This is a genomic window from Polynucleobacter sp. KF022, from assembly GCF_027924105.1.
In the GTDB taxonomy this organism is placed as follows: Bacteria; Pseudomonadota; Gammaproteobacteria; order Burkholderiales; family Burkholderiaceae; genus Polynucleobacter.
Genome location: NZ_AP026972.1, coordinates 1,731,091 through 1,752,783, shown reverse-complemented (window position 1 = coordinate 1,752,783; position 21,693 = coordinate 1,731,091). Strand labels below are relative to the sequence as shown.

The 21,693-nt window shown below is 45.6% G+C and carries 28 protein-coding genes; 20 read left to right on the top strand and 8 right to left on the bottom strand.

Going from position 1 to position 21,693, the window contains the following annotated elements; translation table 11 throughout:
• Positions 1-7: 7 nt before the first annotated feature.
• The 3 genes from grxC to PKF022_RS09015 are packed head-to-tail and all read left to right on the top strand — an operon-like array spanning position 8 to position 1,861.
• Positions 8-262: a glutaredoxin 3 gene (gene grxC, locus PKF022_RS09025; protein ID WP_216230956.1), complete on the top strand. Its 255-nt coding sequence runs from the start codon at positions 8-10 to the stop codon at positions 260-262.
• Between the two features lie 27 nt (positions 263-289).
• A complete protein-coding gene (gene secB, locus PKF022_RS09020) occupies positions 290-814 on the top strand; it encodes a protein-export chaperone SecB (RefSeq protein WP_281776675.1) in 525 nt (174 codons plus the stop codon).
• Positions 815-838: 24 nt separating this feature from the next.
• Complete coding sequence (locus PKF022_RS09015; RefSeq protein WP_281776674.1) at positions 839-1,861, top strand: NAD(P)H-dependent glycerol-3-phosphate dehydrogenase; 1,023 nt, start codon at positions 839-841, stop codon at positions 1,859-1,861.
• 20 nt (positions 1,862-1,881) lie between these two features.
• On the opposite strand, the gene trmL is transcribed toward PKF022_RS09015, so the two are convergent.
• On the bottom strand, positions 1,882-2,352 hold the full coding sequence (gene trmL, locus PKF022_RS09010) for a tRNA (uridine(34)/cytosine(34)/5-carboxymethylaminomethyluridine(34)-2'-O)-methyltransferase TrmL (RefSeq protein WP_281776673.1): 471 nt from the start codon (positions 2,350-2,352) through the stop codon (positions 1,882-1,884).
• A gap of 10 nt (positions 2,353-2,362) precedes the next feature.
• On the bottom strand, positions 2,363-3,130 hold the full coding sequence (locus PKF022_RS09005) for a ComF family protein (RefSeq protein ID WP_281776672.1): 768 nt from the start codon (positions 3,128-3,130) through the stop codon (positions 2,363-2,365).
• On the opposite strand from PKF022_RS09005, the gene PKF022_RS09000 reads away from it, so the two are divergent.
• The 7 genes from PKF022_RS09000 (at position 3,130) to PKF022_RS08970 (ending at position 8,723) form a co-directional block, all read left to right on the top strand.
• Entirely contained in the window at positions 3,130-3,927 is a 798-nt protein-coding gene (locus tag PKF022_RS09000) for a methyltransferase domain-containing protein (protein WP_281776671.1), read from the top strand. The two genes, PKF022_RS09005 and PKF022_RS09000, sit on opposite strands and share 1 nt — an antisense overlap.
• 179 nt (positions 3,928-4,106) lie before the next feature.
• Positions 4,107-5,261, top strand: a complete 1,155-nt coding sequence (gene coxB / locus PKF022_RS08995) for a cytochrome c oxidase subunit II (protein ID WP_281776670.1) — start codon at positions 4,107-4,109, stop codon at positions 5,259-5,261.
• 43 nt (positions 5,262-5,304) lie between these two features.
• Positions 5,305-6,936: a cytochrome c oxidase subunit I gene (ctaD, locus tag PKF022_RS08990; RefSeq protein WP_281776669.1), complete on the top strand. Its 1,632-nt coding sequence runs from the start codon at positions 5,305-5,307 to the stop codon at positions 6,934-6,936.
• Complete coding sequence (locus PKF022_RS08985; RefSeq protein WP_281776668.1) at positions 6,920-7,051, top strand: cytochrome oxidase small assembly protein; 132 nt, start codon at positions 6,920-6,922, stop codon at positions 7,049-7,051. The genes ctaD and PKF022_RS08985 overlap by 17 nt, the downstream gene beginning before the upstream one ends.
• Positions 7,052-7,063: 12 nt before the next feature.
• Positions 7,064-7,648 (top strand): cytochrome c oxidase assembly protein, encoded by a 585-nt coding sequence (locus PKF022_RS08980; RefSeq protein WP_216230947.1) that lies wholly within the window; start codon positions 7,064-7,066, stop codon positions 7,646-7,648.
• Positions 7,645-7,839: a DUF2970 domain-containing protein gene (locus PKF022_RS08975; RefSeq protein ID WP_068319664.1), complete on the top strand. Its 195-nt coding sequence runs from the start codon at positions 7,645-7,647 to the stop codon at positions 7,837-7,839. Before PKF022_RS08980 ends, PKF022_RS08975 begins: the two co-directional genes overlap by 4 nt.
• 29 nt (positions 7,840-7,868) lie before the next feature.
• Positions 7,869-8,723: a cytochrome c oxidase subunit 3 gene (locus PKF022_RS08970; RefSeq protein ID WP_281742433.1), complete on the top strand. Its 855-nt coding sequence runs from the start codon at positions 7,869-7,871 to the stop codon at positions 8,721-8,723.
• 60 nt (positions 8,724-8,783) lie between these two features.
• On the opposite strand, the gene PKF022_RS08965 is transcribed toward PKF022_RS08970, so the two are convergent.
• Positions 8,784-8,996, bottom strand: coding sequence for a twin transmembrane helix small protein (locus PKF022_RS08965; protein WP_215348025.1), 213 nt, complete (start codon positions 8,994-8,996; stop codon positions 8,784-8,786).
• Between the two features lie 24 nt (positions 8,997-9,020).
• On the opposite strand from PKF022_RS08965, the gene PKF022_RS08960 reads away from it, so the two are divergent.
• From PKF022_RS08960 to PKF022_RS08940, 5 genes are read left to right on the top strand one after another with little or no spacing between them, the layout of a single operon-like run.
• Complete coding sequence (locus PKF022_RS08960; protein ID WP_281776667.1) at positions 9,021-9,809, top strand: SURF1 family protein; 789 nt, start codon at positions 9,021-9,023, stop codon at positions 9,807-9,809.
• Positions 9,806-10,462 carry a hypothetical protein gene (locus PKF022_RS08955; RefSeq protein ID WP_281776666.1) on the top strand — a complete coding sequence of 219 codons (657 nt, stop codon included), beginning with the start codon at positions 9,806-9,808 and terminating at the stop codon, positions 10,460-10,462. Before PKF022_RS08960 ends, PKF022_RS08955 begins: the two co-directional genes overlap by 4 nt.
• Positions 10,462-11,583 carry a COX15/CtaA family protein gene (locus tag PKF022_RS08950; RefSeq protein WP_281776665.1) on the top strand — a complete coding sequence of 374 codons (1,122 nt, stop codon included), beginning with the start codon at positions 10,462-10,464 and terminating at the stop codon, positions 11,581-11,583. Before PKF022_RS08955 ends, PKF022_RS08950 begins: the two co-directional genes overlap by 1 nt.
• A 2-nt stretch (positions 11,584-11,585) precedes the next feature.
• Positions 11,586-12,479: a heme o synthase gene (gene cyoE / locus PKF022_RS08945; RefSeq protein ID WP_216230943.1), complete on the top strand. Its 894-nt coding sequence runs from the start codon at positions 11,586-11,588 to the stop codon at positions 12,477-12,479.
• 7 nt (positions 12,480-12,486) lie between these two features.
• Positions 12,487-13,071 (top strand): SCO family protein, encoded by a 585-nt coding sequence (locus PKF022_RS08940; protein WP_216230942.1) that lies wholly within the window; start codon positions 12,487-12,489, stop codon positions 13,069-13,071.
• Positions 13,072-13,107: 36 nt separating this feature from the next.
• Here the strand turns inward: PKF022_RS08940 and rpoH are convergent, their stop codons facing one another.
• Both rpoH and ftsY read right to left on the bottom strand, forming a co-directional pair.
• Positions 13,108-14,031, bottom strand: coding sequence for an RNA polymerase sigma factor RpoH (gene rpoH / locus PKF022_RS08935; protein WP_281776664.1), 924 nt, complete (start codon positions 14,029-14,031; stop codon positions 13,108-13,110).
• Between the two features lie 92 nt (positions 14,032-14,123).
• Positions 14,124-15,014, bottom strand: a complete 891-nt coding sequence (gene ftsY, locus PKF022_RS08930) for a signal recognition particle-docking protein FtsY (RefSeq protein ID WP_281776663.1) — start codon at positions 15,012-15,014, stop codon at positions 14,124-14,126.
• Between the two features lie 162 nt (positions 15,015-15,176).
• Here ftsY and PKF022_RS08925 point away from each other — a divergent pair, with 162 nt between their 5' ends.
• Genes PKF022_RS08925 through PKF022_RS08905 form a run of 5 tightly spaced genes read left to right on the top strand, consistent with a single transcriptional unit; the run spans position 15,177 to position 19,216 of the window.
• Positions 15,177-16,445, top strand: coding sequence for a pitrilysin family protein (locus PKF022_RS08925; RefSeq protein ID WP_281776662.1), 1,269 nt, complete (start codon positions 15,177-15,179; stop codon positions 16,443-16,445).
• Complete coding sequence (locus PKF022_RS08920; RefSeq protein ID WP_281776661.1) at positions 16,442-17,779, top strand: pitrilysin family protein; 1,338 nt, start codon at positions 16,442-16,444, stop codon at positions 17,777-17,779. The genes PKF022_RS08925 and PKF022_RS08920 overlap by 4 nt, the downstream gene beginning before the upstream one ends.
• Positions 17,780-17,801: 22 nt before the next feature.
• A complete protein-coding gene (gene rsmD / locus PKF022_RS08915) occupies positions 17,802-18,398 on the top strand; it encodes a 16S rRNA (guanine(966)-N(2))-methyltransferase RsmD (protein WP_281776660.1) in 597 nt (198 codons plus the stop codon).
• A 36-nt stretch (positions 18,399-18,434) separates the two neighbouring features.
• The gene (gene coaD, locus PKF022_RS08910) at positions 18,435-18,932 is read left to right on the top strand and encodes a pantetheine-phosphate adenylyltransferase (protein ID WP_216230936.1); all 498 of its coding nucleotides are present in this window, start codon (positions 18,435-18,437) and stop codon (positions 18,930-18,932) included.
• 17 nt (positions 18,933-18,949) lie between these two features.
• Complete coding sequence (locus PKF022_RS08905) at positions 18,950-19,216, top strand: YfhL family 4Fe-4S dicluster ferredoxin (RefSeq protein ID WP_281776659.1); 267 nt, start codon at positions 18,950-18,952, stop codon at positions 19,214-19,216.
• A gap of 9 nt (positions 19,217-19,225) precedes the next feature.
• Here the strand turns inward: PKF022_RS08905 and pth are convergent, their stop codons facing one another.
• The 3 genes from pth to PKF022_RS08890 form a co-directional block, all read right to left on the bottom strand.
• Positions 19,226-19,816 (bottom strand): aminoacyl-tRNA hydrolase, encoded by a 591-nt coding sequence (pth, locus tag PKF022_RS08900; protein WP_281776658.1) that lies wholly within the window; start codon positions 19,814-19,816, stop codon positions 19,226-19,228.
• Between the two features lie 114 nt (positions 19,817-19,930).
• On the bottom strand, positions 19,931-20,575 hold the full coding sequence (locus PKF022_RS08895) for a 50S ribosomal protein L25/general stress protein Ctc (protein ID WP_216230933.1): 645 nt from the start codon (positions 20,573-20,575) through the stop codon (positions 19,931-19,933).
• A 137-nt stretch (positions 20,576-20,712) separates the two neighbouring features.
• On the bottom strand, positions 20,713-21,669 hold the full coding sequence (locus PKF022_RS08890) for a ribose-phosphate pyrophosphokinase (RefSeq protein WP_281777494.1): 957 nt from the start codon (positions 21,667-21,669) through the stop codon (positions 20,713-20,715).
• Positions 21,670-21,693 lie beyond the last annotated feature (24 nt).

The following is a 21,693-nucleotide window of genomic DNA, read 5'->3' as shown; positions in this document are numbered from 1 at the left end:
GAAATTAATGCCTCCAGTAACAATGTATAGCACTCAGGTTTGCCCATATTGCGTCATGGCAGAAAAGCTATTGATCAAAAAAGGTGTTGCCAACTTAGAAAAGATCTTGATTGATCGTGACCCATCCCAGCGTGAGGCCATGATGGCTCGCACTGGACGCCGCACAGTTCCCCAAATTTATATTGGTGATACACATGTAGGTGGCTATGACGACTTGGTTGCCTTAGATAGAGCAGGCAAGCTCGATCCACTTTTAGTTTAATAAATTCAATACAACAGAAAGTTAGCAATGACTGAACAATCTTCCGCACCTCAAGAAGGTATTGATAGCTCAAAAGAGCCGTCATTTCGTATTCAACGCATTTATTTGAAAGATTTGTCTCTAGAGCAGCCAAATTCGCCACAAATTTTATTAGTTCAAGCCGAGCCTCAAGTAGAGGTCATGGTCGACATTTCAGTTATTCCTGTCAGCAGCGAGATTTTTGAGGTCTCCCTGAGCTCAACTGTCACTGCAAAAGTTGAGGGAAAGGTGTTGTTCTTAGTTGAGGCAAAGCAAGCTGGTATTTTTGAGTTCAACAATATTCCCGTTGAGCAAGTTGATCCAATGCTAGGCATTACATGCCCAACCATTTTGTATCCTTATTTGCGCTCCAACATTGCCGATGCTATTAGTCGTGCAGGTTTCCAGCCGATACATTTGAATGAGATTAATTTCCATGGCATGTATGAGCATCGCTTGATGCAGGCTCAACAAGCAGCATCAGAAAAGAAGGATGATGCTGCTGATGAGAGCAAAATCATTCTTCCTCACTAGTCTTATTCAGTAAGCACTCAGATCATGAAAGTAACGCTTCTTGGTGCTGGTGCATGGGGGACGGCGATGGCTGCGCAAGCCACCCGCCACCTCCAAGAGGGAGATGTATGTTTATGGTCTCGCAGCAAAGACCAATTACAAGATATTCAAAAGAGCGGTGAGAACCGTGACTATCTTTCAGGCGTTCAATTGCCCAAAGGGCTAACGTTTGAGAGCGATTTTTCTGCTGCGATTCAAAGGCTTTCTAGTGATGACCTTTTAGTCATTGCTACGCCAATGTCAGGTCTTTCTGAAACGATGGCTCAAGTGCTGAAGGTTGCTGAGCATCCACTCAATATTATTTGGTTATGTAAAGGCCTAGAGCCCAATACTGCTTTATTGCCCCATCAGGTTGTCGAACGTGAAAGCAAGCTTCACTCACATGGCTTAACGCATTCGTATGGCGCCTTGTCTGGCCCAAGTTTTGCTCGTGAAGTTGGTGCAGGCATGCCTTGCGCGCTAACCGTTGCAAGCAAAAACACCAAGCTTTGTGAGATAGTCCAAGCCGCTTTCCATCATGGAAATATGCGCGTTTACTCAAGCGATGATTTGGTGGGTGTTGAGTTGGGTGGCGCTGTTAAGAATGTTCTTGCCATAGCAGCTGGCATTGGTGATGGCCTAGATTTAGGTTTGAATGCTCGTGCTGCAGTGCTAACACGTGGCCTGGCAGAAATGATGCGCTTAGTAAAAGCTGCTGGCGGTAAATCTGAAACTTGTATGGGTCTTACTGGTGTTGGAGATTTAATCTTGACCGCCACAGGTGACCTATCTCGCAACCGCCGTGTTGGTCTCGAGTTAGCTGCTGGCAAATCATTGCCAGAAATACTGGCTAGTCTTGGTCACGTTGCTGAGGGTGTTCTATGCGCCCAAGCTGTTGGAGATCTTGCTAAGCGTCTGGGTGTGGAAATGCCCATTACAGCCATGATGGGCGAAGTGTTATCTGGAAAGCTGATGCCGCATGAGGCCGTTAAAAAACTGATGGGACGCGATCCAAAAATCGAATCGTAAGCTTTACTAGTTAAGCTGTTTTATTGACCGCCAGTAAGCCCATTTTGGCGCCATGCTTCATAAACCACTATTGCTACAGTATTTGATAAGTTCAAGCTACGGCTGCTATCTTGCATTGCTAAGCGCATGCGATTACTTGAAGGAATGGAATCTCTCACTTCATCAGTAATACCTTTGGTTTCTGAGCCAAATACAAAGTAATCATTAAGGGAATATTTGCCTTCATGAAACTTTCCTGATCCTTTGGTAGTCAACGCAAAGAGATGCTCAGGATCTGGCTTCTCATCTTTTAAAAACTGCGCCCAATTTTGATGAACTTTTACACTTGCGAACTCGTGATAGTCCAAACCAGCCCTGCGTAGCTTTGCATCTTCCATTGGAAATCCAAGAGGCTCTATTAAATGCAACTTTGCACCGGTATTTGCACAGAGGCGAATGATGTTGCCAGTATTGGGGGGAATTTCTGGTTCGAACAAAACAATATTAAACATGTCGCACTCTTTAGATTGGTCGTACAGCTCTGAGAAGTACCCAGTTGATAACACGAGATACGCCATTGTCCTTCAGAATGCGGGCAATTTCATTAAGAGTTGCCCCGCTAGTCATAACATCATCAAAAACAATGACCGTTTTATTTTGTAGTTGCTCAATGTGCTTTGGCTGAACATAAAACATACCTCTAGTTGATAGGTATCGGTTTTCAAGATTGCTACCAGCTTGATGTTCTGAATAATGATGACGCCAAAGCATGTAAGGTGATTTTTGAATGTGCCTACCGCAATGAATTCGTTTGGCAATTTCCCAGCTTTGGTTAAAACCACGTTGCGCTAACTTTTGAGTGCTGAGTGGTACGGGCAATAAATAACTTGCATCAATATCTTTAAGTTGCCATGACAGAAGTTTGTTCCACACGTCGCTAAGTGCGCACCCAAAAGCAATCCGCTTTTGATATTTAAATTCATGCAATGGCACTTGAAGAATCCCTGTGTACCGATCTAAACAGTAGGTTTCATCAAAGTAGGGGTTGGATAATTGGCATGACGCACAACATTGCAAGGCCATTTCCTCAGGTCGGAGTGCGAGACCGCATTGATCGCAACTTTGATAATTAAATATCCCCTCATTGCTCACAATATCCAGGCAGTAGTTGCAAATGGAGTATTTCTGGAATTTTTGACAAACAATGCATCCAGTTGGCAAAAGTTGTTCAAAAATTGTTTGGAAAATGTTCTCTGGAAATCGCATGGGGCGCTGAGTATACTGAGCCAATGACCCAGCCCATCAGATGGTTACAAGACGAAATTGCAGATCGCATGCTGCAAAAGTTGGACATTGTTAAGCTCGATGTAAAAGATATTTTGATAGTTCCAGACTTCGCCGGAAAACATCTGCATACGTTTGCAAGGCGGTATCCAAAGGCGCGCATTTGGAGTCTTTCGGACAAAAGTGTTTCTGCGTTTCAACTGTGGCGTGCTAAAGCTATCAGTAATTGGCGATCCATATTCGGGAGTCGTACTGCTTCATTGGCAAGCTACTTATCATCTGGAAGATTTGATATTCCAGACAATTCTGTTGATTTAGTTTTTAGCGATCTTCTGTTGCAGGATCTGGAAGACCCAAAGCACTTTCTACAAGAGTGTTGGCGCGTTCTGCGCGAGGGCGGTTTAATCGCATTTAGTTATTTGGGACCTGATACTGGAAAAGAATTGCGTTCGCCAACCCTTCCCGAGTTAAGACTTAAAAATCTGTTGAGCCCCTGGGATATGCACGACATGGGGGATGCCCTGCTAGCAGAGAGATTTTCTGATCCAGTAATGGATATGGAGTACTTGACCCTGGACTATGAGAGCGAGAGTCTTTTGTTGGTCGATATTGCCGCTCTAAACCTCATTGATCCCACCCCTTTTAAGGCCCCAGAAACGCAAGTTTTGCCGCAAAAACTCACCCTAGAGGTGGTTTATGGGCATGCTTGGGCTATTGGAAAGCATCTTGCGAAGGCTAAAGACAGTGTGGCCTATATTGATCTAAATCAAATTGGACGCAAGACTAGGCCAGATTCTGCTTAAGTGTAAGTGCTTACTATCATTTAAACCTTGGTCAAGATTGGATCAGGCTGGGTTATCCCGGTTTGTTGTTGCGCCTAATTAACCCTATAATCACGGCAGGATGTATTGGCTTGAGACCGTTTTTTGGGCAATTCGCGGCATTTTTGTTGCTTTGCTCACGACAATAAACAGAGAATAAGATGAATTTATTTGGAAAAGTCACTAGGGCTTCGCTCTATTTCGCAGTAGCTTTTGGCACTGCTTTTGCTCATGCAGCAGAGAACATGCCTGGTGGCCCAGCTGTCAATCAGCTAAATTTCGCGCCTGCTGCAACCAAAATCATGCAAGAGATCCATTGGTTGCATTGGATGATGTTGGTCATTTGCGCCTTAATTTTTGTGGGTGTTTTTGGAGTGATGTTCTATTCCATTTTGAAGCACCGTAAATCATTGGGTCATAAATCAGCCTCTTTCCACGAGAGCACAACTGTTGAGATTATTTGGACAGTGATTCCATTGCTCATCGTTATCGGTATGGCTTTGCCTGCAACAAAAACTGTTGTGGCAATGAAAGACACTACTAACTCCGATATCACTATTAAGACCACTGGATACCAGTGGAAGTGGGGTTACGACTACATCAAAGGTGAAGGTGAAGGCATTAGCTTTCTATCTACTTTGTCTACTTCACGCGAAGCAATCAATAACTTGGCACCGAAATCAAACACTTACTTGATGGAAGTTGACAATGAAATGGTTGTGCCAGTTGGTAAAAAGATCCGTTTGATTACCACTGCTAATGACGTTATCCATGCTTGGACTATCCCAGCGTTTGGCGTAAAGCAAGATGCGATCCCTGGCTTCGTGCGTGACACCTGGTTTAGAGCTGAGACTATTGGTACATTCCGCGGTCAGTGTTCTGAGCTTTGTGGTGCTGAGCACGCTTTTATGCCTATCGTTGTGCGTGTAGTTTCACAAGATGACTACACCGCTTGGGTTGCTCAGAAGAAAAAAGAAATGGGCGCTGCTGGTGATGATCCATCTAAGGTTTACACCTTGGATGAGCAAAAAGAGCGTGGTGCAAAAGTTTACGCAGCAAACTGCGCAGCTTGTCATCAACCTAACGGCAAAGGTGCGGGCGCTTTCCCTGCATTGGATGGTAGCAAGGTGGTAATGGGTCCTAAAGCTGGCCAATACAACATCCTCATTAACGGTAAGGGCGCAATGCCGAAATGGGCTGGCGTGATTTCTGATGGCGATATCGCTTCAGTAATGACTTACACACGTAACGCATGGGGCAATAAGACGGGTGAAGTGATTCAGACCCAAGACATTATTACTGCACGCGGCAATTAATTCAGATTAACAAATACAGATAAAAACGAAACCGGAGTAATTCATGAGCACAGTCTCTACTACCCACGATCACGCACACGACCACGCGCATGACCATGCGCACGACGATCACACACCACATGGTTGGCGTCGTTGGTTGTTCGCAACCAACCACAAAGACATCGGTACGATGTATTTGATCTTCTCATTCGTTAGCTTGCTAGCTGGCGGTGTGATGGCCTTGGGAATTCGTTTGGAATTGTTCCAGCCTGGTTTGCAGTTCTTGCGCCCAGAGTTTTTCAATCAGCTCACAACCATGCACGGTTTGGTGATGGTGTTCGGTGCAATTATGCCGGCCTTCGTTGGCTTTGCTAACTGGATGGTGCCTTTGCAAATCGGTGCGTCTGATATGGCATTTGCCCGTATGAACAACTTTAGCTTCTGGATTCTTCCAGTAGCAGCAACATTATTGTTGAGCTCATTCCTCGTTCCTGGTGGCGCTCCATCAGGTGGCTGGACTATCTATGCTCCATTGACTTCACAAATGGGCCCTGGCATGGATATGGCGATTTTTGCACTCCACTTATTGGGTGCCTCATCGATCATGGGTTCGATCAACATCATCGTAACTATTTTGAACATGCGCGCTCCTGGCATGACATTAATGAAGATGCCAATGTTCTGCTGGACTTGGTTAATTACTGCTTACTTGTTGATTGCTGTGATGCCTGTATTGGCTGGTGCAATCACGATGGTTCTTACTGACCGTCATTTCGGTACTTCATTCTTCTCCGCTGTTGGCGGTGGCGACCCAATCATGTTCCAGCATATTTTCTGGTTCTTTGGTCACCCTGAGGTTTACATCATGATTCTTCCAGCATTCGGAATCATCAGTGAAATCGTTCCAGCATTCTCCAGAAAGACATTGTTTGGTTACAGTTCAATGGTTTATGCAACTGCATCCATCGCGATCTTGTCGTTCATCGTTTGGGCTCACCACATGTTTGCAACTGGTATGCCAGTAACAGGTCAACTGTTCTTCATGTACGCAACCATGTTGATCGCCGTTCCAACTGGCGTGAAGATTTTTAACTGGGTAGCAACCATGTGGAAAGGTTCAATGACCTTTGAAACTCCAATGTTGTGGGCTATCGGCTTTATCTTCGTTTTCACCATGGGTGGATTTACGGGCCTGATCTTGGCAATGGCGCCAATTGATATTGGTGTTCAAGATACTTACTACGTTGTTGCTCACTTCCACTATGTATTGGTAGCAGGCTCATTGTTTGCGATGTTTGCAGGCTTCTACTACTGGTGTCCAAAGTGGACTGGCTACATGGCTAACGAAACTCGCGGCAAGATCCATTTCTGGTCTTCCATGATTTTCTTTAACATCACCTTCTTCCCGATGCACTTCTTGGGCTTGGCAGGTATGCCACGTCGTTATGCTGACTACCCAACTCAGTTTGCTGACTTCAATGCGATTGCATCGATCGGCGCATTGGGCTTCGGTTTGGCACAGGTTTACTTCTTGCTCTTCGTTGTGATGCCGGCTTACCGCGGTCAAGGTGAAAAAGCGCCGATGAAGCCATGGGATGGTGCTAAGGGTCTTGAGTGGACAGTACCGTCACCAGCGCCTCATCACACTTTTGAAACTCCGCCTAGCGCAGAGCAGATGCGTGAAGCAGGAATTTAATTCATCAGGAAAGCAAGCCCTTGCTGCGAGCAATCGCAGGACGGGCTTCATTCTGTTGAGCGTAGTAGCAGTCTTTTTTATTGGTATTGTGATTAAACGGAGCTTGTTGGGTTAACCCCTTGTAGACATGGTTACAACTCAAGCACTTAACCGCCAGATTTTGTTGAAGCTCTTAATTGCAGCGGTGATGATGTTTGGTTTTGGTTATGCCTTGGTTCCGATGTACAAGGCCTTATGTGAGGTCACCGGAATTAATGTCGTAACGAGCAAGAATGACTATGGTGTCAGAGCCTTTAGCCCTAATAAGGTTGGCAATACCCAAGTTAACTATGCTCGTACGGTGACTATTGAGTTTGATTCGAATAGCCGTGGCCCGTTTACTTTTAAACCAGTAAAGAATTTTTTAGAAGTGCACCCTGGTGAAATGACAGAGATTGTTTATGAAGTAACTAATAATCAGAATCGCCCAGTACGCGCACAAGCAATACCGAGTTATGCGCCTAAAAGTGCAACGGAGTTTTTTACTAAATTAGAGTGCTTTTGCTTCCAGGAGCAAACGCTAGCAGCAAAAGAAACAAAAAAGATGCCGGTAGTCTTTGTGATCGATGCAGGTTTACCGGATGATGTAAAAACAATTACTTTGTCATATACCTTCTTTGAATTGGGCTTAGGTAATACGCCTCCAGCACCTAAAACAAGGTTGGCATCATGAAAAAGAAAAGTAGTTTTATGCAGTCTATGAAAGCCGTGATGTGGGGCTTTTTGGGGGTGCGTAAGAAGTCTGGTTTGCAGGAAGATGTTGCTTCATTGAGTTTTGTGCACATTATCATTGCAGGTGTTATTGGCGCCTTGATTTTTATGGGCGTCCTCCTGTTGATAGTGAAAGTAGTTGTGTCCCATTGATTATTTTTTGATTGAATAGAGAGAATAAGATGTCATCCAATTCAACCCCATACTATTTCGTCCCTGGACTATCTAGACATCCAGCAATGGCCGCTTTTGGCTTAATTGCTTTTGGCTTTGGTATTTCTGGATGGGTAAATCATGCCTCTTGGGGCGGACCTTTGACCCTTGCAGGCGTTGCGTTTGTTCTCTACGTTCTCTATAACTGGTTCGGTGACACGATTGCAGAATCCAATGCTGGCAAGAACGGTGTCAACGTTGACATCTCTTATCGCTGGTCGATGGCTTGGTTCATTTTCTCTGAAATCATGTTCTTCGGCGCATTCTTTGCAGCTTTGTTCTATGCACGCAATATTGCGATGCCTTGGATGGGTGATGTAGAAAGCAAATTGCTTTGGCCTAATTTCCAAGCTGTTTGGCCAAATGATGGTCCTGCTGGTTTAGTTGAGAAATTCACCACCATGGGTCCTTGGCCAATTCCAACAATCAACACATTGCTGCTCTTGAGCTCTGGTGTAACGATTACTATCGCTCACCATGCGTTAGTAGAAAACCACATGAAGAAAGCCATTATTGGCTTGGCTGCAACTGTTGGTTTGGGTATCGTTTTCTTGGGCTTCCAGGTTTATGAGTACTACCATGCATATCATGAGCTGAACTTGAAGCTGACTTCAGGCATTTATGGTTCTACATTCTTCATGTTGACTGGTTTCCACGGCTTCCACGTTTTCCTGGGCGGCACAATGTTGGCGATTGTCTTGCGTCGTATGATTCGTGGCGACTTTACTTCTAAGCATCATTTCGCATTTGAAGGCGCTGCTTGGTACTGGCACTTCGTTGACGTAGTCTGGCTTGGTCTGTACATCGCTGTTTACTGGATGTAATAACAAAAATCGGGGCCTAAAGCCCCGATTTGTTTTTAAGCCCCCGAAGAATGGCGAAGCTTAATTAGTACCGACTTTAATTCCAGTGGCCTCAATGAGTCCAAAGTAGTGGGCCAGTAGAATTCCGGCAAACAGTGCGATAGATAGCCCGATGCGCAGCATGAGTGAGTGGACCATGCGTGAGCTATTGCCCCTATCTTTCATCATGTAATACAGAGCTGATCCTAAGCTAAAAACAATCATTAGTAGGACAATTGGAATAATCCACTTCATCACAAATCCTTATTATTAAATCCCTTGAATAGTCTTTTTACCGCTCTCATTACAAAGCGCATAGTTGCTACTGTATCAGCCTTGATCGTGATTGCGATTGGCTGTGGAGCGGGCATTTGGCAGCTGAGTAGAGCTGATACCAAAATTGCCTTGGCTGCCAATTTGTTGGCTCGCCAACAAATGCCTATCTTGAATGCGAATACCGGTCCTTGGGCTTTAGAAGAGGCTCGTGAGCGCCGTATGATTGCAAGAGGGCAATATATCCCCGAAGCGGCCATTTGGCTGGATAACCGGCCAAGACCCCTTCCTCCTGCCGGCAGTACTACTTCGCAATCTGGTTTCTATCTGATGATGCCTTTAAGGCTAGAGGGCAAGGATGAGATTCTTTGGGTTAATAGGGGTTGGGCGCCACGCAACAATGAAAATCGCGAGTCCTTGCCGCCAGTGCAAACGCCAAATCGGATAGTCAATGTAGAAGGCATCGTTTTTGCGCAGCCTGGCAAGGTTTATGAGTTAGGTAGCAGCAAGAATCCTATTGATACTAGTAAGCCTAGGATTGAGCAAAATTTCGACTTAGTGTCTGAAGGTAATTTACATAGTTGGGTGCAAGCCCCATTTATTTTGCGTGAGGTTGAGGTCGGCTCGGATGATGGTTTGTTACGTGAGTGGCCGCCTCTGACAAGCGGAGTCGATCGCCATTATGCTTATGCATTCCAGTGGTTTGCTTTGGCCTTTGCTGGTTTCGTATTTTGGTTAATTACAGGTTTGCGGCAATATAAACGTCAGGGTTTTGCGAATGGGGATCAAGGGTGAGTGATAAAGAGTTATTAATTCCGGCATCACAGGTAGATTCTGCTGCTATTAATGCGCGTACCCGTCGTGGTCGTATTCAGATGCTATTGCTATTGCTAGCTTGCGCCTCTCCAGTAATCGCATCGTATTTTACGTATTACGTGATTAAGCCTGCTGGCGGTAAAACCAATTTGGGGACTTTGGTTTACCCAGCTCAAGAGTTCAATACTGCATGGCTTGATACGCCCACAAAAGGTAAGTGGAGCCTATTAATTGCTCGTCCTGCTGGCGAATGTAAGGCGAGAGATGAAAAATGCATTGAAGCCTTATTTTTGATGCGTCAAGTAAAGGTGGCCATGGGACGAGAGGGTGGCCGACTACAACTTTTATGGATCAATACCGATGGTCAGCCTGTTGATCCAGAAGTAACCAAAGCGTATGACGAAAAAGCTGCAGGCTTCAAAATTGTTTCTCTGCCATCAGATCCTAAGCTCCGATCAGACTTTGAGGCCTGGTTAAATAAAGAAGGTGCGGGTCAGCAGATTCAGCTAGTTGATCCAAGCCCCGCAAAGATGATGTACTTCCCAGTGACAAACTCTCCTAAAGAGTTCGCTGGCATGAAGAAAGATCTAGAAAAGCTCCTGAAGTTAAATCATAAGGGCGAGAATTTGTAATGCCGAGCTTGATTTTATTTTTAGAGTTAGGAGCTATCGCAATTATTTTTGCGGGCCTGCCTTTGCTCTATCTTTGGAGAAAGCCGGGCTATAGCTTTTTCCAAAAACTCAATTGGGTATTAGTCTTTATGACTTTTGATCTGATTGTGTTCGGTGCATTTACACGTCTAACTGACTCTGGCTTAGGCTGCCCTGATTGGCCTGGATGCTATGGCACCTCCAATCCATTTCATGCCCTCAGTGAGATTCAGCGGGCCGAGAGCGCCATGCCTACCGGGCCTGTGACGGTTATCAAAGCTTGGATCGAGATGATTCATCGGTATTTGGCAATGACGGTGGGCGCCCTAATTTTGGTGCAGGTGGGAATTGCTTTTAGCAAGCTCAAGTCTTTAGGAAAAAATCCTTTGCTGGGTAGTCTCGGTTTACTTGTTTTGGTCTGCGTGCAAGGTGCCTTTGGCGCTTGGACAGTGACCCTGAAGTTGCAACCCATTATTGTCACCATTCATTTGATGTTGGCCTTGGTTTTATTGTCCTTCCTCACTTTGTATGCGCAACAATCTTGGGAAGAAAAATCTTCTACGATTCGCGCAATTCGCGTTCGCCCGCTACCCGCACAACTGCTTGCTTTTTCCTTCGCGGTTCTGTTTATCCAAGTCTTTCTGGGCGCTTGGGTGAGTACTAATTACGCCGTTCTAGCATGTCCAGATTTTCCGACTTGTATGGGTAGCGTATGGCCTGAAACAAACTGGCGTGAGGGATTTACTCTTTGGCGCCAATTAGGACTCAATGCTCAAGGTGAATTTATCTCCCCCATAGCGCTGCAAACCATCCATTGGGCGCATCGCCTCTTTGCGGTATTGGTGTTAGTGGTGTTGTGCGCTTTAGGCTTTAAAGCGCTTCAGTTAGCAACTCCGGTCTTATCTGGTCTGGGTTTGGTGGCTAAGTTGTTGTTAGTTGTACTTCTGCTGCAGATCGTGACTGGTATTTCGAATGTGATCTTTCAGTGGCCTTTATTAGCCGCTCTATTGCATACCGCAGGCTCTGCTGCTTTGGTATTCTGTTTAGTCAGAATGAGTTATTGGGCCTCATGGAAGCCTTTCATTCAAAAGAAGATGGCATAAATATGAGTGACTCTAAAACAAGCGCGCCTGTGGCAATGCCACGTTGGCGTCAATATTGGGTTTTAACCAAACCCAGAGTGACTCAGCTCGCCGTATTTTGTGCGGTGATTGGGATGTTCTTGGCTACGCCTGGTATGGTTCCTTACCCAGTGTTATTTGGCGGCATTGTGGGTATCTGGCTTTTGGCCGGCGCAGCATTTGCGGTGAACTGTTTAATTGAGCAAGCTGTTGATGCCAAGATGAAGCGCACCTCATGGCGTCCATCCGCTACTGGTGAAGTCACACCATTTCACATCATTATTTTTTCTATCATTTTGGGCTCGCTCGGAATGATTATTTTGTGGAATTTCTGCAACCCCTTAACGATGTGGCTAACACTCGCTACCTTTGTTGGCTATGCAGTGATCTATACCTGGTTGCTGAAACCAGCTACACCACAAAACATTGTGATCGGTGGCTTGTCGGGTGCTATGCCGCCAGCCCTTGGTTGGGCAGCAGTAACGAATACGCTTTCTGCAGAGGCTTGGCTTTTAGTTCTCATCATCTTTGTTTGGACGCCACCACATTTCTGGGCTTTGGCTTTGTATCGCCGTGATGACTATGTGCAGTCGGGCTTGCCAATGCTACCGGTGACACATGGTGAGCGCTTTACACTGTTAAATATCGTGCTTTACACCTTGATTTTGATTGCCGCTACGATGTTGCCTTACATCTATGGCATGAGTGGTATGGTGTATTTAATATCAGCTATTGTTCTCGGCTTGATGTTCTTGGCTTATGTGATTGCGCTATTTATTTCTTATAGCGATGCTTTGGCTAAAAAAACATTCCGATTTTCTATCACCTATTTATCGCTACTCTTTGCGGCGCTCTTAATAGACCACTATTTCCTCTGAGATCCATATGAATTTTCTACGTGTTTGCTTTCTGGCAATTCTGTGTTTTGTATTAACTGCTTGCAGTCCAAAGCCAGAGTTTAAAAACATTGATATCACCGGCAGCACTGCATTTGGTAAAGACTTTAGTTTGCTGGATCCAGATGGGAAGGTGAGAACCTTGGCTGACTTTAAGGGCAAAGTGGTAGTGATGTTCTTTGGCTACACGCAGTGCCCTGATATTTGTCCAACCACTTTGACTGAAATGCAGCAAGTGATGACCCTTTTAGGACCTCAGTCAGACAAGGTCCAGGTGCTTTTTGTGACGGTGGATCCTGAGCGAGATACAGCGGAGATTTTGAAGCAGTATGTGCCTGCATTTGATCCGCGTTTCTTAGGCTTGCGTCCAGCGGATGAGGCTGCTTTAGAGAAGGTCACCAAAGACTTCAAGATTTATTACAAGAAGGTACCGGGTACCAAGCCAGGCTCGTACACCATGGATCACACAGCAGGTAGCTATGCATTTGATCCAGAAGGGCGCTTACGTTTATATATCAAACACGCACAAGGTCCTGAGACCTTAGCGCATGATTTGAAAGAACTACTGAAGTAAGAAATGAAAAGGGTTCTTAATCGAACCCTTTTTTATTTAGGCTGCCTGGAGTAATCCACGCATCTTTTTGAGTGCTGCAGTTTCGATTTGGCGAACGCGTTCAGCAGATATGCCGTACTCATCAGCAAGATCATGCAATGTCTTGGTGCCGTTACCTTCAGCATCCATCGCCAACCAGCGAGATTGCACAATATTGCGACTGCGCTCATCTAAAGCCATCAGTGCTTGATCTAATTTAGGACCCTGCAGGGCATCTGCTTCAGCACTGGCAATGCGAGCAGTCGGCTCTTGGGAGTTATCTGCTAGCCATTGAATAGGGGCATAAGCGGATTCCTCGTCACTGTCATCGCCTTCAAGCGCAACATCGCCGCCAGCAAGCCGCATTTCCATTTCTTTAACGTCAGAACCTTTGACATCAAGTGCTTTAGCCAAAGCATCCACTTCGCTCGGAGTCAGAGCGCTTAAGGTGGGTTTATTGCTGCGCAAGTTAAAGAACAATTTACGTTGTGCTTTAGTGGTCGCAGTTTTAACCAGGCGCCAGTTCTTGAGAATGTACTCATGAATTTCTGCTTTGATCCAATGAATCGCGTAAGACACTAAGCGAGCACCATTGTTTGGGTCGTAGCGCTTTACTGCTTTCATCAAGCCAATATTGCCTTCTTGAATTAAGTCTGCGTGTGGAATGCCATAGCCAAGATATTGACGAGCAACAGAAACCACTAAACGCAAATGTGATAGCACTAAAGTTTTAGCAGCATCAACATTTTCTGTGCGACGAAATTCCTGCGCAAGATGTAACTCTTCCGCAGCGCTGAGCATCGGTACGCGATTAACGTACGCAATGTATGAATCGAGAGTGCCAACCCCAAGAGTTGGCAGCATTGGAAATGCAGACGCCGCCGCAGTCTGCGCGACTGGCAGCGTTTGCAAATTCGGTTTGTCAGATTTCTTTTGAACCATTTTTCTTATAGATATGAGGTGTTTATAGAGTACTATTTTAGCACTCTTGTCAAGAGAGTGCTAATGGTTTTTTAACTCTATAAGTTACTGATTTAATTGAATAATTCAGAGGAATATTGCCCTGCTGTGAAGGGGGCTAAATCATCAATTCCCTCACCTTTGCCTAGGGCTAGAACAGCGGGTTTTGGGCCTTCTTGTAGGGTATGGGCAAGGGCGCAGATCACGCCGCCTTTAGCGGTGCCATCAAGCTTAGTCACGATGATTCCAGTCAGCCCCAAGGCTGCATGAAACGCTTTTACTTGGCTTAAGCCATTTTGGCCTGTGTTGCCATCTAGGACGAGTAGGGTATGGTGTGGCGCCCCAGGAAGGGCTTTACCGATGACGCGCTTTACCTTCTTGAGCTCTTCCATCAGATGGTCTTGAGTGGCTAAGCGGCCTGCTGTATCAATGATCAGAATATCGCTCTTACGTGAGATGGCCGCATGAATCGCGTCATGCGCAACCGCGGCAGCGTCACCACCTTCTTGAGTAATAACATCCACTTGATTGCGTCCGCCCCATTCTTGAAGTTGGTTGCGTGCAGCAGCCCTGAAGGTATCGCCTGCGGCCAGGAGAACGGATTTACCTTGAGACTGAAAGAGTCGGCAGAGTTTGCCAATAGTTGTAGTCTTGCCAGCACCGTTTACCCCTACAACCAACCATACCTCTGGAGTGTTAGGCTTATCGCCAGTAAAGAGTGGATTAAGTGAAGGCTCAATAGCAGTGAGTAATGTGCTGACTTCTTGAATAAGTAGCGCTTGTAACTCTTCGGGGCTGGAAGCCTTCTCTGATTTTGCTGCTTTACGTAGTTTGCTGATGAGTTGTTCGGTCGTAGGAAGACCCACATCACTTTGTATGAGTGATTCTTCCAAAGTATCAAACCAAGATTCATCAACCTTGCTTGATTTGAAAAGGGATCCTAGGGTTTTACGTAAGCCGAACATAATCGATACAATTTAAAACATGCATCTTATCAATTTAATTCTTAAGGTATGGTGATTTAGCAGATGCTTTCCAATTTACTTCGAATTTCCTTCATATTCATCCTGTATACACAAATAGGATGGGCTAGCAGCCTTCAATCGCCTGATACGTACGAATATCAGTTGAGTAATGGTCTTAAATTAATTGTTAGAGAAGATCACCGTGCGCCTACGGTAGCCCATATGGTTTGGTATCGGGCTGGCTCTATGGATGAGGTGAATGGTAAGACTGGCGTTGCTCACGTGCTTGAGCACATGATGTTTAAAGGTACTCATAAAGTGAAGTCTGGAGAGTTTTCACGCTTGGTAGCGGCTGTAGGCGGGCGCGAAAATGCATTTACATCCCGTGACTACACTGCATACTTTCAGCAAGTTGAAAAATCAAAGCTAGAAAACGTGATCAAGCTTGAGGCTGATCGTATGTCCAATCTCAATTTTGACGACGCAGAGTTTTTAAAAGAAATTCAAGTTGTCATGGAAGAGCGTCGCTTACGTACTGAAGATAATCCAATTAGCTTGCTTAATGAGTCACTGATGGCAACCGCTTACATGAGTTCGCCGTATCGTCACCCTGTGATTGGTTGGATGAATGATTTACAAAATATGAAGCCAGTAGATGTACGAGATTGGTATCGCAGCTGGTACGCGCCAAATAATGCAACCGTGGTGGTAGCTGGTGATGTGCATGCAAAACAAGTTCTGGCTATGGTGGAGAAATATTACGGCGCAGCTGCTGCTCACGAACTGCCAGTTCGCAAACCTCAAATTGAGCCACCTCAAAAAGGGATTAAGCAGGTTCAGGTAAAAGCACCGGCAGATAATGCTCAGCTAGCTATGGCCTGGAAGGTGCCCCGCCTTGAGCCTGGGAAGCTTGATGATGTTGAGCCATATGCATTAGAGCTGCTAACAGCTGTTCTGGATGGTTATGACAATGCCCGTCTAAATCGCACTCTCGTTAAGCAAGAAAAAGTGGTTAATGATGTTGGCATTGGTTACGACATGATCTCTCGCGGACCAGAGTTATTTTTAATTGGTGCAACGATGGCCAAAGGTAAGACAGTAGAGCAGGCTCAGGCAAGTATTCGCAAGTCACTTGAAGAGGTAAAGCAAAAAGGAATATTAGAGTCCGAGCTCAAAAGAATTAAGGTGCGTATTTTGTCCGATCAAATTTATAAGCGTGACTCTATTTTTGGTCAGGCAATGGAAATCGGCACTACTGAGATGGCAGGTTTTTCCTGGAAAGACATTAATTACATGTTGGAGAAAATGCAGACCATCACCCCAGAACAGGTTCAGGCGGTTGCAAAAAAATATTTGATTGATGAAGGTTTGACGATTGCGGTTCTGGATCCGCAGGCTCGTAAATCGGCGGATAAGGGGGGTAAAGAATGAACACCTTCTGGAGAATAATTTCAGCCTGTCTTTTAAGCTTTGGTTTCCTGAGTCATTCTTACGCAATATTGCCGATTGAGAAGTTGGATTCTTACAAGGGCGCCCAAGCCTATTTGGTCCAGACCAAAGCATTGCCCATGGTCGATATTGAGGTCAGTATTGATGCAGGTGATCGCTATGACCCTGCCGGCAAAAGCGGTGTGGCTGATATGGTTGCGGGCCTGATGAATTATGGCGCTAGAGGTGACAAGGGCTTACTAACAGAAGCTCAAATCGCCGATGAAATTGCCGACTTAGGCGCCAATATTGGTTTGTCGGTGGGTGGCGAAAGAGCAATTTTGCGCATTCGCAGCCTTAGTAGAAAAGACTTGCGTGATAGAGCGGTGCAATTAGCTGCAGCTATGTTGAGTGCTCCAACGTATGACCCCAAAATTATTGAACGTGAAAAGCAAAGAACGATTACGAGTTTGCGCGAAGCTGAAACAAAGCCAGAGTTTGTTTTAGAGCGAAGATTTAAAAAATCAGTTTATGGAAACTATCCTTTAGCTAATTCACCAACGGTTCAGTCAGTTGGCGCTGTAAATGCAAGTGACCTCAGGCAATTTCATAAGCAGTTCTATCGTGGTGATCGTATGATTGTGAGTATTGTCGGAGATGTAGATCGCGCTCAAGCTGCTGAAATCGTGCAGACTTTGTTAAAGCAGATTCCTCAGTCAGGTCAGCCTATTGCTAAATTGCCTGATCTACAGCGTTCCCCAATTGAAACTTTGGCTCAACGGGAGATTCAAATTCCGTTTGATTCCCAGCAGGCCCATATTGCAATGGGGATGACTGCTGTAGCACGTAACAACCCCGATTATTTCCCCTTGCTGGTTGGTAATTACATCTTGGGTGGAGGCGGTTTTGTGTCGCGCTTGATGTCTGAAGTGCGCGAGAAGCGTGGCTTAGCCTATAGCGTCTTTAGTTACTTTGCACCTGGCAAGGAAAATGGCATTTTTCAGGCCGGCTTGCAAACCAAGAATGATCAGGCCGCTCTAGCTTTAGATGTGATGAGCACCACTATCGCTCAATTTATTGCCGATGGCCCCACCCCATCAGAACTCGAAGCCGCTAAATCAAACTTAATCAATGGCTATCCACTACGGATAGATAACAACCGTAAATTATTGGATAACGTTTCTTCCATTGCTTGGAATGATTTGCCGCTCGATACGATGGAAATTTGGACTAAACAAGTTGAGGCAGTGACATTAGAGCAAGTTAAAGCTTCATTCCAAAAATACCTTGCAATGGATCGCATGAAGATTGTTGTATTGGGAGCAAAAAATAAATAAGTCCAATAAAGCGAATAAGCCTTTGAAGGCAGAGCCGCCTAAGAAGGTTCGAATCATTGGCGGCAACTGGAGAAGCCGCTTATTAACGGTTTTAGATTTACCGGGCTTGCGTCCTACGACGGATCGTATTCGAGAGACTCTATTTAATTGGTTGGGGCAGGATTTAACAGGTTTGCGTTGCCTAGATCTTTTTGCGGGCACCGGTGCCTTAGGTTTTGAAGCGGCATCAAGAGGGGCATCATTGGTGATTTTGTTGGAGAAGGATAAAAAGGCCCACTCAAACTTAAATACTAATTTTGCTTTATTACAGTCATCACCAGTCTCAGGAGTTGTAGAAATCTTGCAACGAGATAGCCTAGAGTTTTTGAAACAACAAGTAGACCGCTCCAGTAATCTGATTTTTATTGATCCACCTTTTCAGGATTCGAGCTTATTAGATCGAACAGTGGTTGAGGCGGGAAGAGTGTGTGATGACGCATCTGGGGGTGGTATTTATGTCGAATTTCCATCTAGCCGTCCTCGTGAAGAGATAGAGGCCTTACTGCCGGACTGGCATTGTGGAAAATACTTAGAGGCGGGACAGGTAAAAGCCTGTCTATTTCGGGGCGGAAGAGGCTAAACTCTTGCCTGTAGCCGATAAAGCCTTAGGAATAATATGACTGTTGCTGTTTACCCTGGAACATTTGATCCATTTACTCGTGGTCACGAGGATTTGGTGCGCCGCGCATCTAGCATTTTTACTGAGTTGATTGTGGGTGTCGCTGATAGCCGTAGCAAGCGTCCATTCTTTACATTACAAGAGCGGATTGATATTGCGAAGGAAGTGCTTGGCCACTATCCCAATGTAAAAGTTGTTGGCTTTAAAGGCTTATTAAAAGATTTTGCGCGTGAGCACAATGCACGAGTGATTGTGCGTGGTTTACGTGCTGTATCCGATTTCGAGTACGAATTCCAAATGGCGGGTATGAACCGCTACTTATTGCCTGACGTTGAGACTTTGTTTTTGACGCCATCCGATCAATATCAATTTATTTCTGGCACCTTCGTGCGCGAAATTGCTTCGATGGGCGGAGATGTGAGTAAGTTTGTTTTCCCATCAGTGGAAAAATGGCTCGTCCAAAAGATTGCTTCTGGCACTCAAAATAAAGAATGAGGATCGACGAGTAAGCTATGGCTCTAATGATCACGGACGAATGCATTAATTGCGATGTGTGTGAGCCAGAATGTCCAAATGACGCGATTTATATGGGTCTGGAGATTTACGAAATTGACCCTAGTAAATGCACAGAATGTGTCGGGCACTACGATGCACCTCAATGCCGCCAAGTGTGCCCAGTAGATTGCATTCCGTTCAACCCTGAGGTTGTTGAATCTCAAGAGCAGTTAATGGTGAAGTTCAAATTATTAACTGCCAGTAAAAAGGTGAATTCAGCCTAGATTTGCTGACTAGCCTTTAGAGTGCAATTCCATCATGGCGTTTTGGGCATCGCCTTTTAAAAATAGTGACAAAATTTGTAGGCCATTTTCGATGCTGGCAGCGATGAGTTTCTGCTCGGCTAATTGCGGTCTACGCAATACATAATCAGCAACATCCATAGGGCGACCATCACCCGCTACATCTCTAGGGTGGCCGATACCCAAGCGTAGGCGCCAATAATCTGGGGTACTTAAATGTGCCTGAATATCTTTTAAACCATTGTGTCCGCCAGTGCCTCCGCCTAGCTTCAAGCGCGCAGTTCCGGGCTTGAGATCCAGTTCATCTTGCACTACCAAAATATCTGCAGGGGTAATTTTATGAAAGCGACATAGCGCCCCAACAGCTTGACCACTCAGATTCATATACGTGCTCGGCTTTAGCAGAAAGAGATCTTCGCCTTCCCATTTTGCCTTTGCCACTTTCCCATGAAAACGTTTCTCAGATTCGAAACGAACTCCTAATTGTTTTGCTAGGGCGTCGACAAACCAGAAGCCAGCATTATGCCGATCTTCTTCGTGCTCATCTCCAGGGTTTCCTAGGCCAACAATTAATTTAGTCATGCACAGAGTTTAAAGATATAAAAGTATTTCGCCAAAAAGAATTGCAAACCCGGGGGTAGAAAAAAGAAAGCCCGCTTGCGCGGGCCTTCTTGTACAAGCGATTGAGCTATGTGATTAAGCTTTATCCTTTGGCGCTTCAGCAGCAGGAGCTGCAGCAGCTGGTGCAGCAGGCGCATCGGTAGGCTCAGCAGCTTTAACTGCTGGGATACGTGCGTTAGCAAGCACTGGATTTTCTTGCTCAACATGCAATACCAGGGTAACGCCTTTTGGTAATGGAATGTCTTTAGCATGAACGCCGTGACCAACTTCAATCTTAGCCAAGTCCACTTCAATGAACTCTGGCAAGTCTGCTGGTAAGCAAGAAACTTCGAGTTCAGTAAGGATGTGGCTGATAACAGCACCTTGCAATTTCACGGCAGCTGAAGTGTCAGCGTTTGTGAAGTGCAATGGAACACGCATGTGAACTTTCTCAGTCGCAGATACGCGCTGGAAGTCAATGTGCAATACCAATGGCTTAAATGGATGCATTTGGTAATCGCGCAATAACACTTTTTGTGTCTTGCCACCAATTTCCAAATCCAAAATGGATGAGTGAAATGCTTCTTTACGGAGAGCATGGAACAACGCATTGTGGTCTAACTCGATGACCAAGGCTGGATCTTTACTACCGTAAACGATTCCCGGAGTTTTTCCGGAATTGCGCAGACGGCGGCTCGCACCCGTTCCCTGTACGCTTCTTTCAAAGGCTACAACTTTCATATTAAATTCCCTAGTTAAGGTTAATTTCCGTTCGCGACCAAACAGAAAAGCCTTCGATTATATCGTGGGAAAGGATGTTTTTGCCTACAAAAGGCTCAAAACTGCCAAAAAACGGGGTAAAACAGCGTTTTTTTGGCTTATTCGGCAAACATGGACATCACTGAATCACCTTTGCTAATGCGGGAAAGGGTTTCAGCGAGGATCGGAGCAACGCTCAATTGACGAATTTTTCCTACTTTCATTGCCTCTGGGGTCAGCGGGATGGTGTCAGTAACAACTAACTCATCTAGTTCAGATGCAGCAATACGGGCCACAGCACCGCCTGAGAGCACGGCATGAGTACAGTAGGCGGTAACGCCCTTAGCGCCACGCTCTTTTAGCGCCTCAGCGGCTTTACAGAGGGTTCCGCCGGTATCAATGATGTCATCCATGATGACGCAGTGGCGGCCTTCTACTTCGCCAATGAGGTGCATCACTTCGGATACATTGGCCTTAGGGCGACGTTTATCAATAATCGCCAAATCTGTACCTAATTGTTTGGCCATTGCGCGGGCACGAACTACACCACCAATGTCGGGAGACACAATGATGAGATCTTTTTTGGTCTTCTGGGCTTCCAGGTCTGCCAAAAGGACTGGGGAGGCATAAATGTTATCGACGGGGATATCAAAGAAGCCCTGAATCTGGTCAGCATGGAGGTCCATGGTTAAAACGCGCTCAATGCCAGCAACGGACTGAAGCATGTTGGCCACAATACGAGCAGAGATGGCGACGCGGGCAGAGCGTGGGCGACGGTCTTGACGGGCATAACCGAAGTAAGGAATCACTGCGGTTATGCGACTGGCAGATGCTCGTTTCAGGGCATCAATCATGATCATGAGTTCCATCAAGCTGTCGTTTGTAGGCGCACAGGTTGATTGGATCACTACGACATTTTTGCCGCGAACGTTTTCTTGAATTTCTACTTGAATCTCACCATCTGAGAAGCGGCCTACAAAGGCTTTTCCCATTGGGAGATTGAGTTCTTTGGCTACAGCCTCGGCCAAAACGGGATTTGCGTTGCCTGTGAAAAGAGTCAATAAATCTGCGTTTATGGAGGACATAGTCTTAAGGGTTTT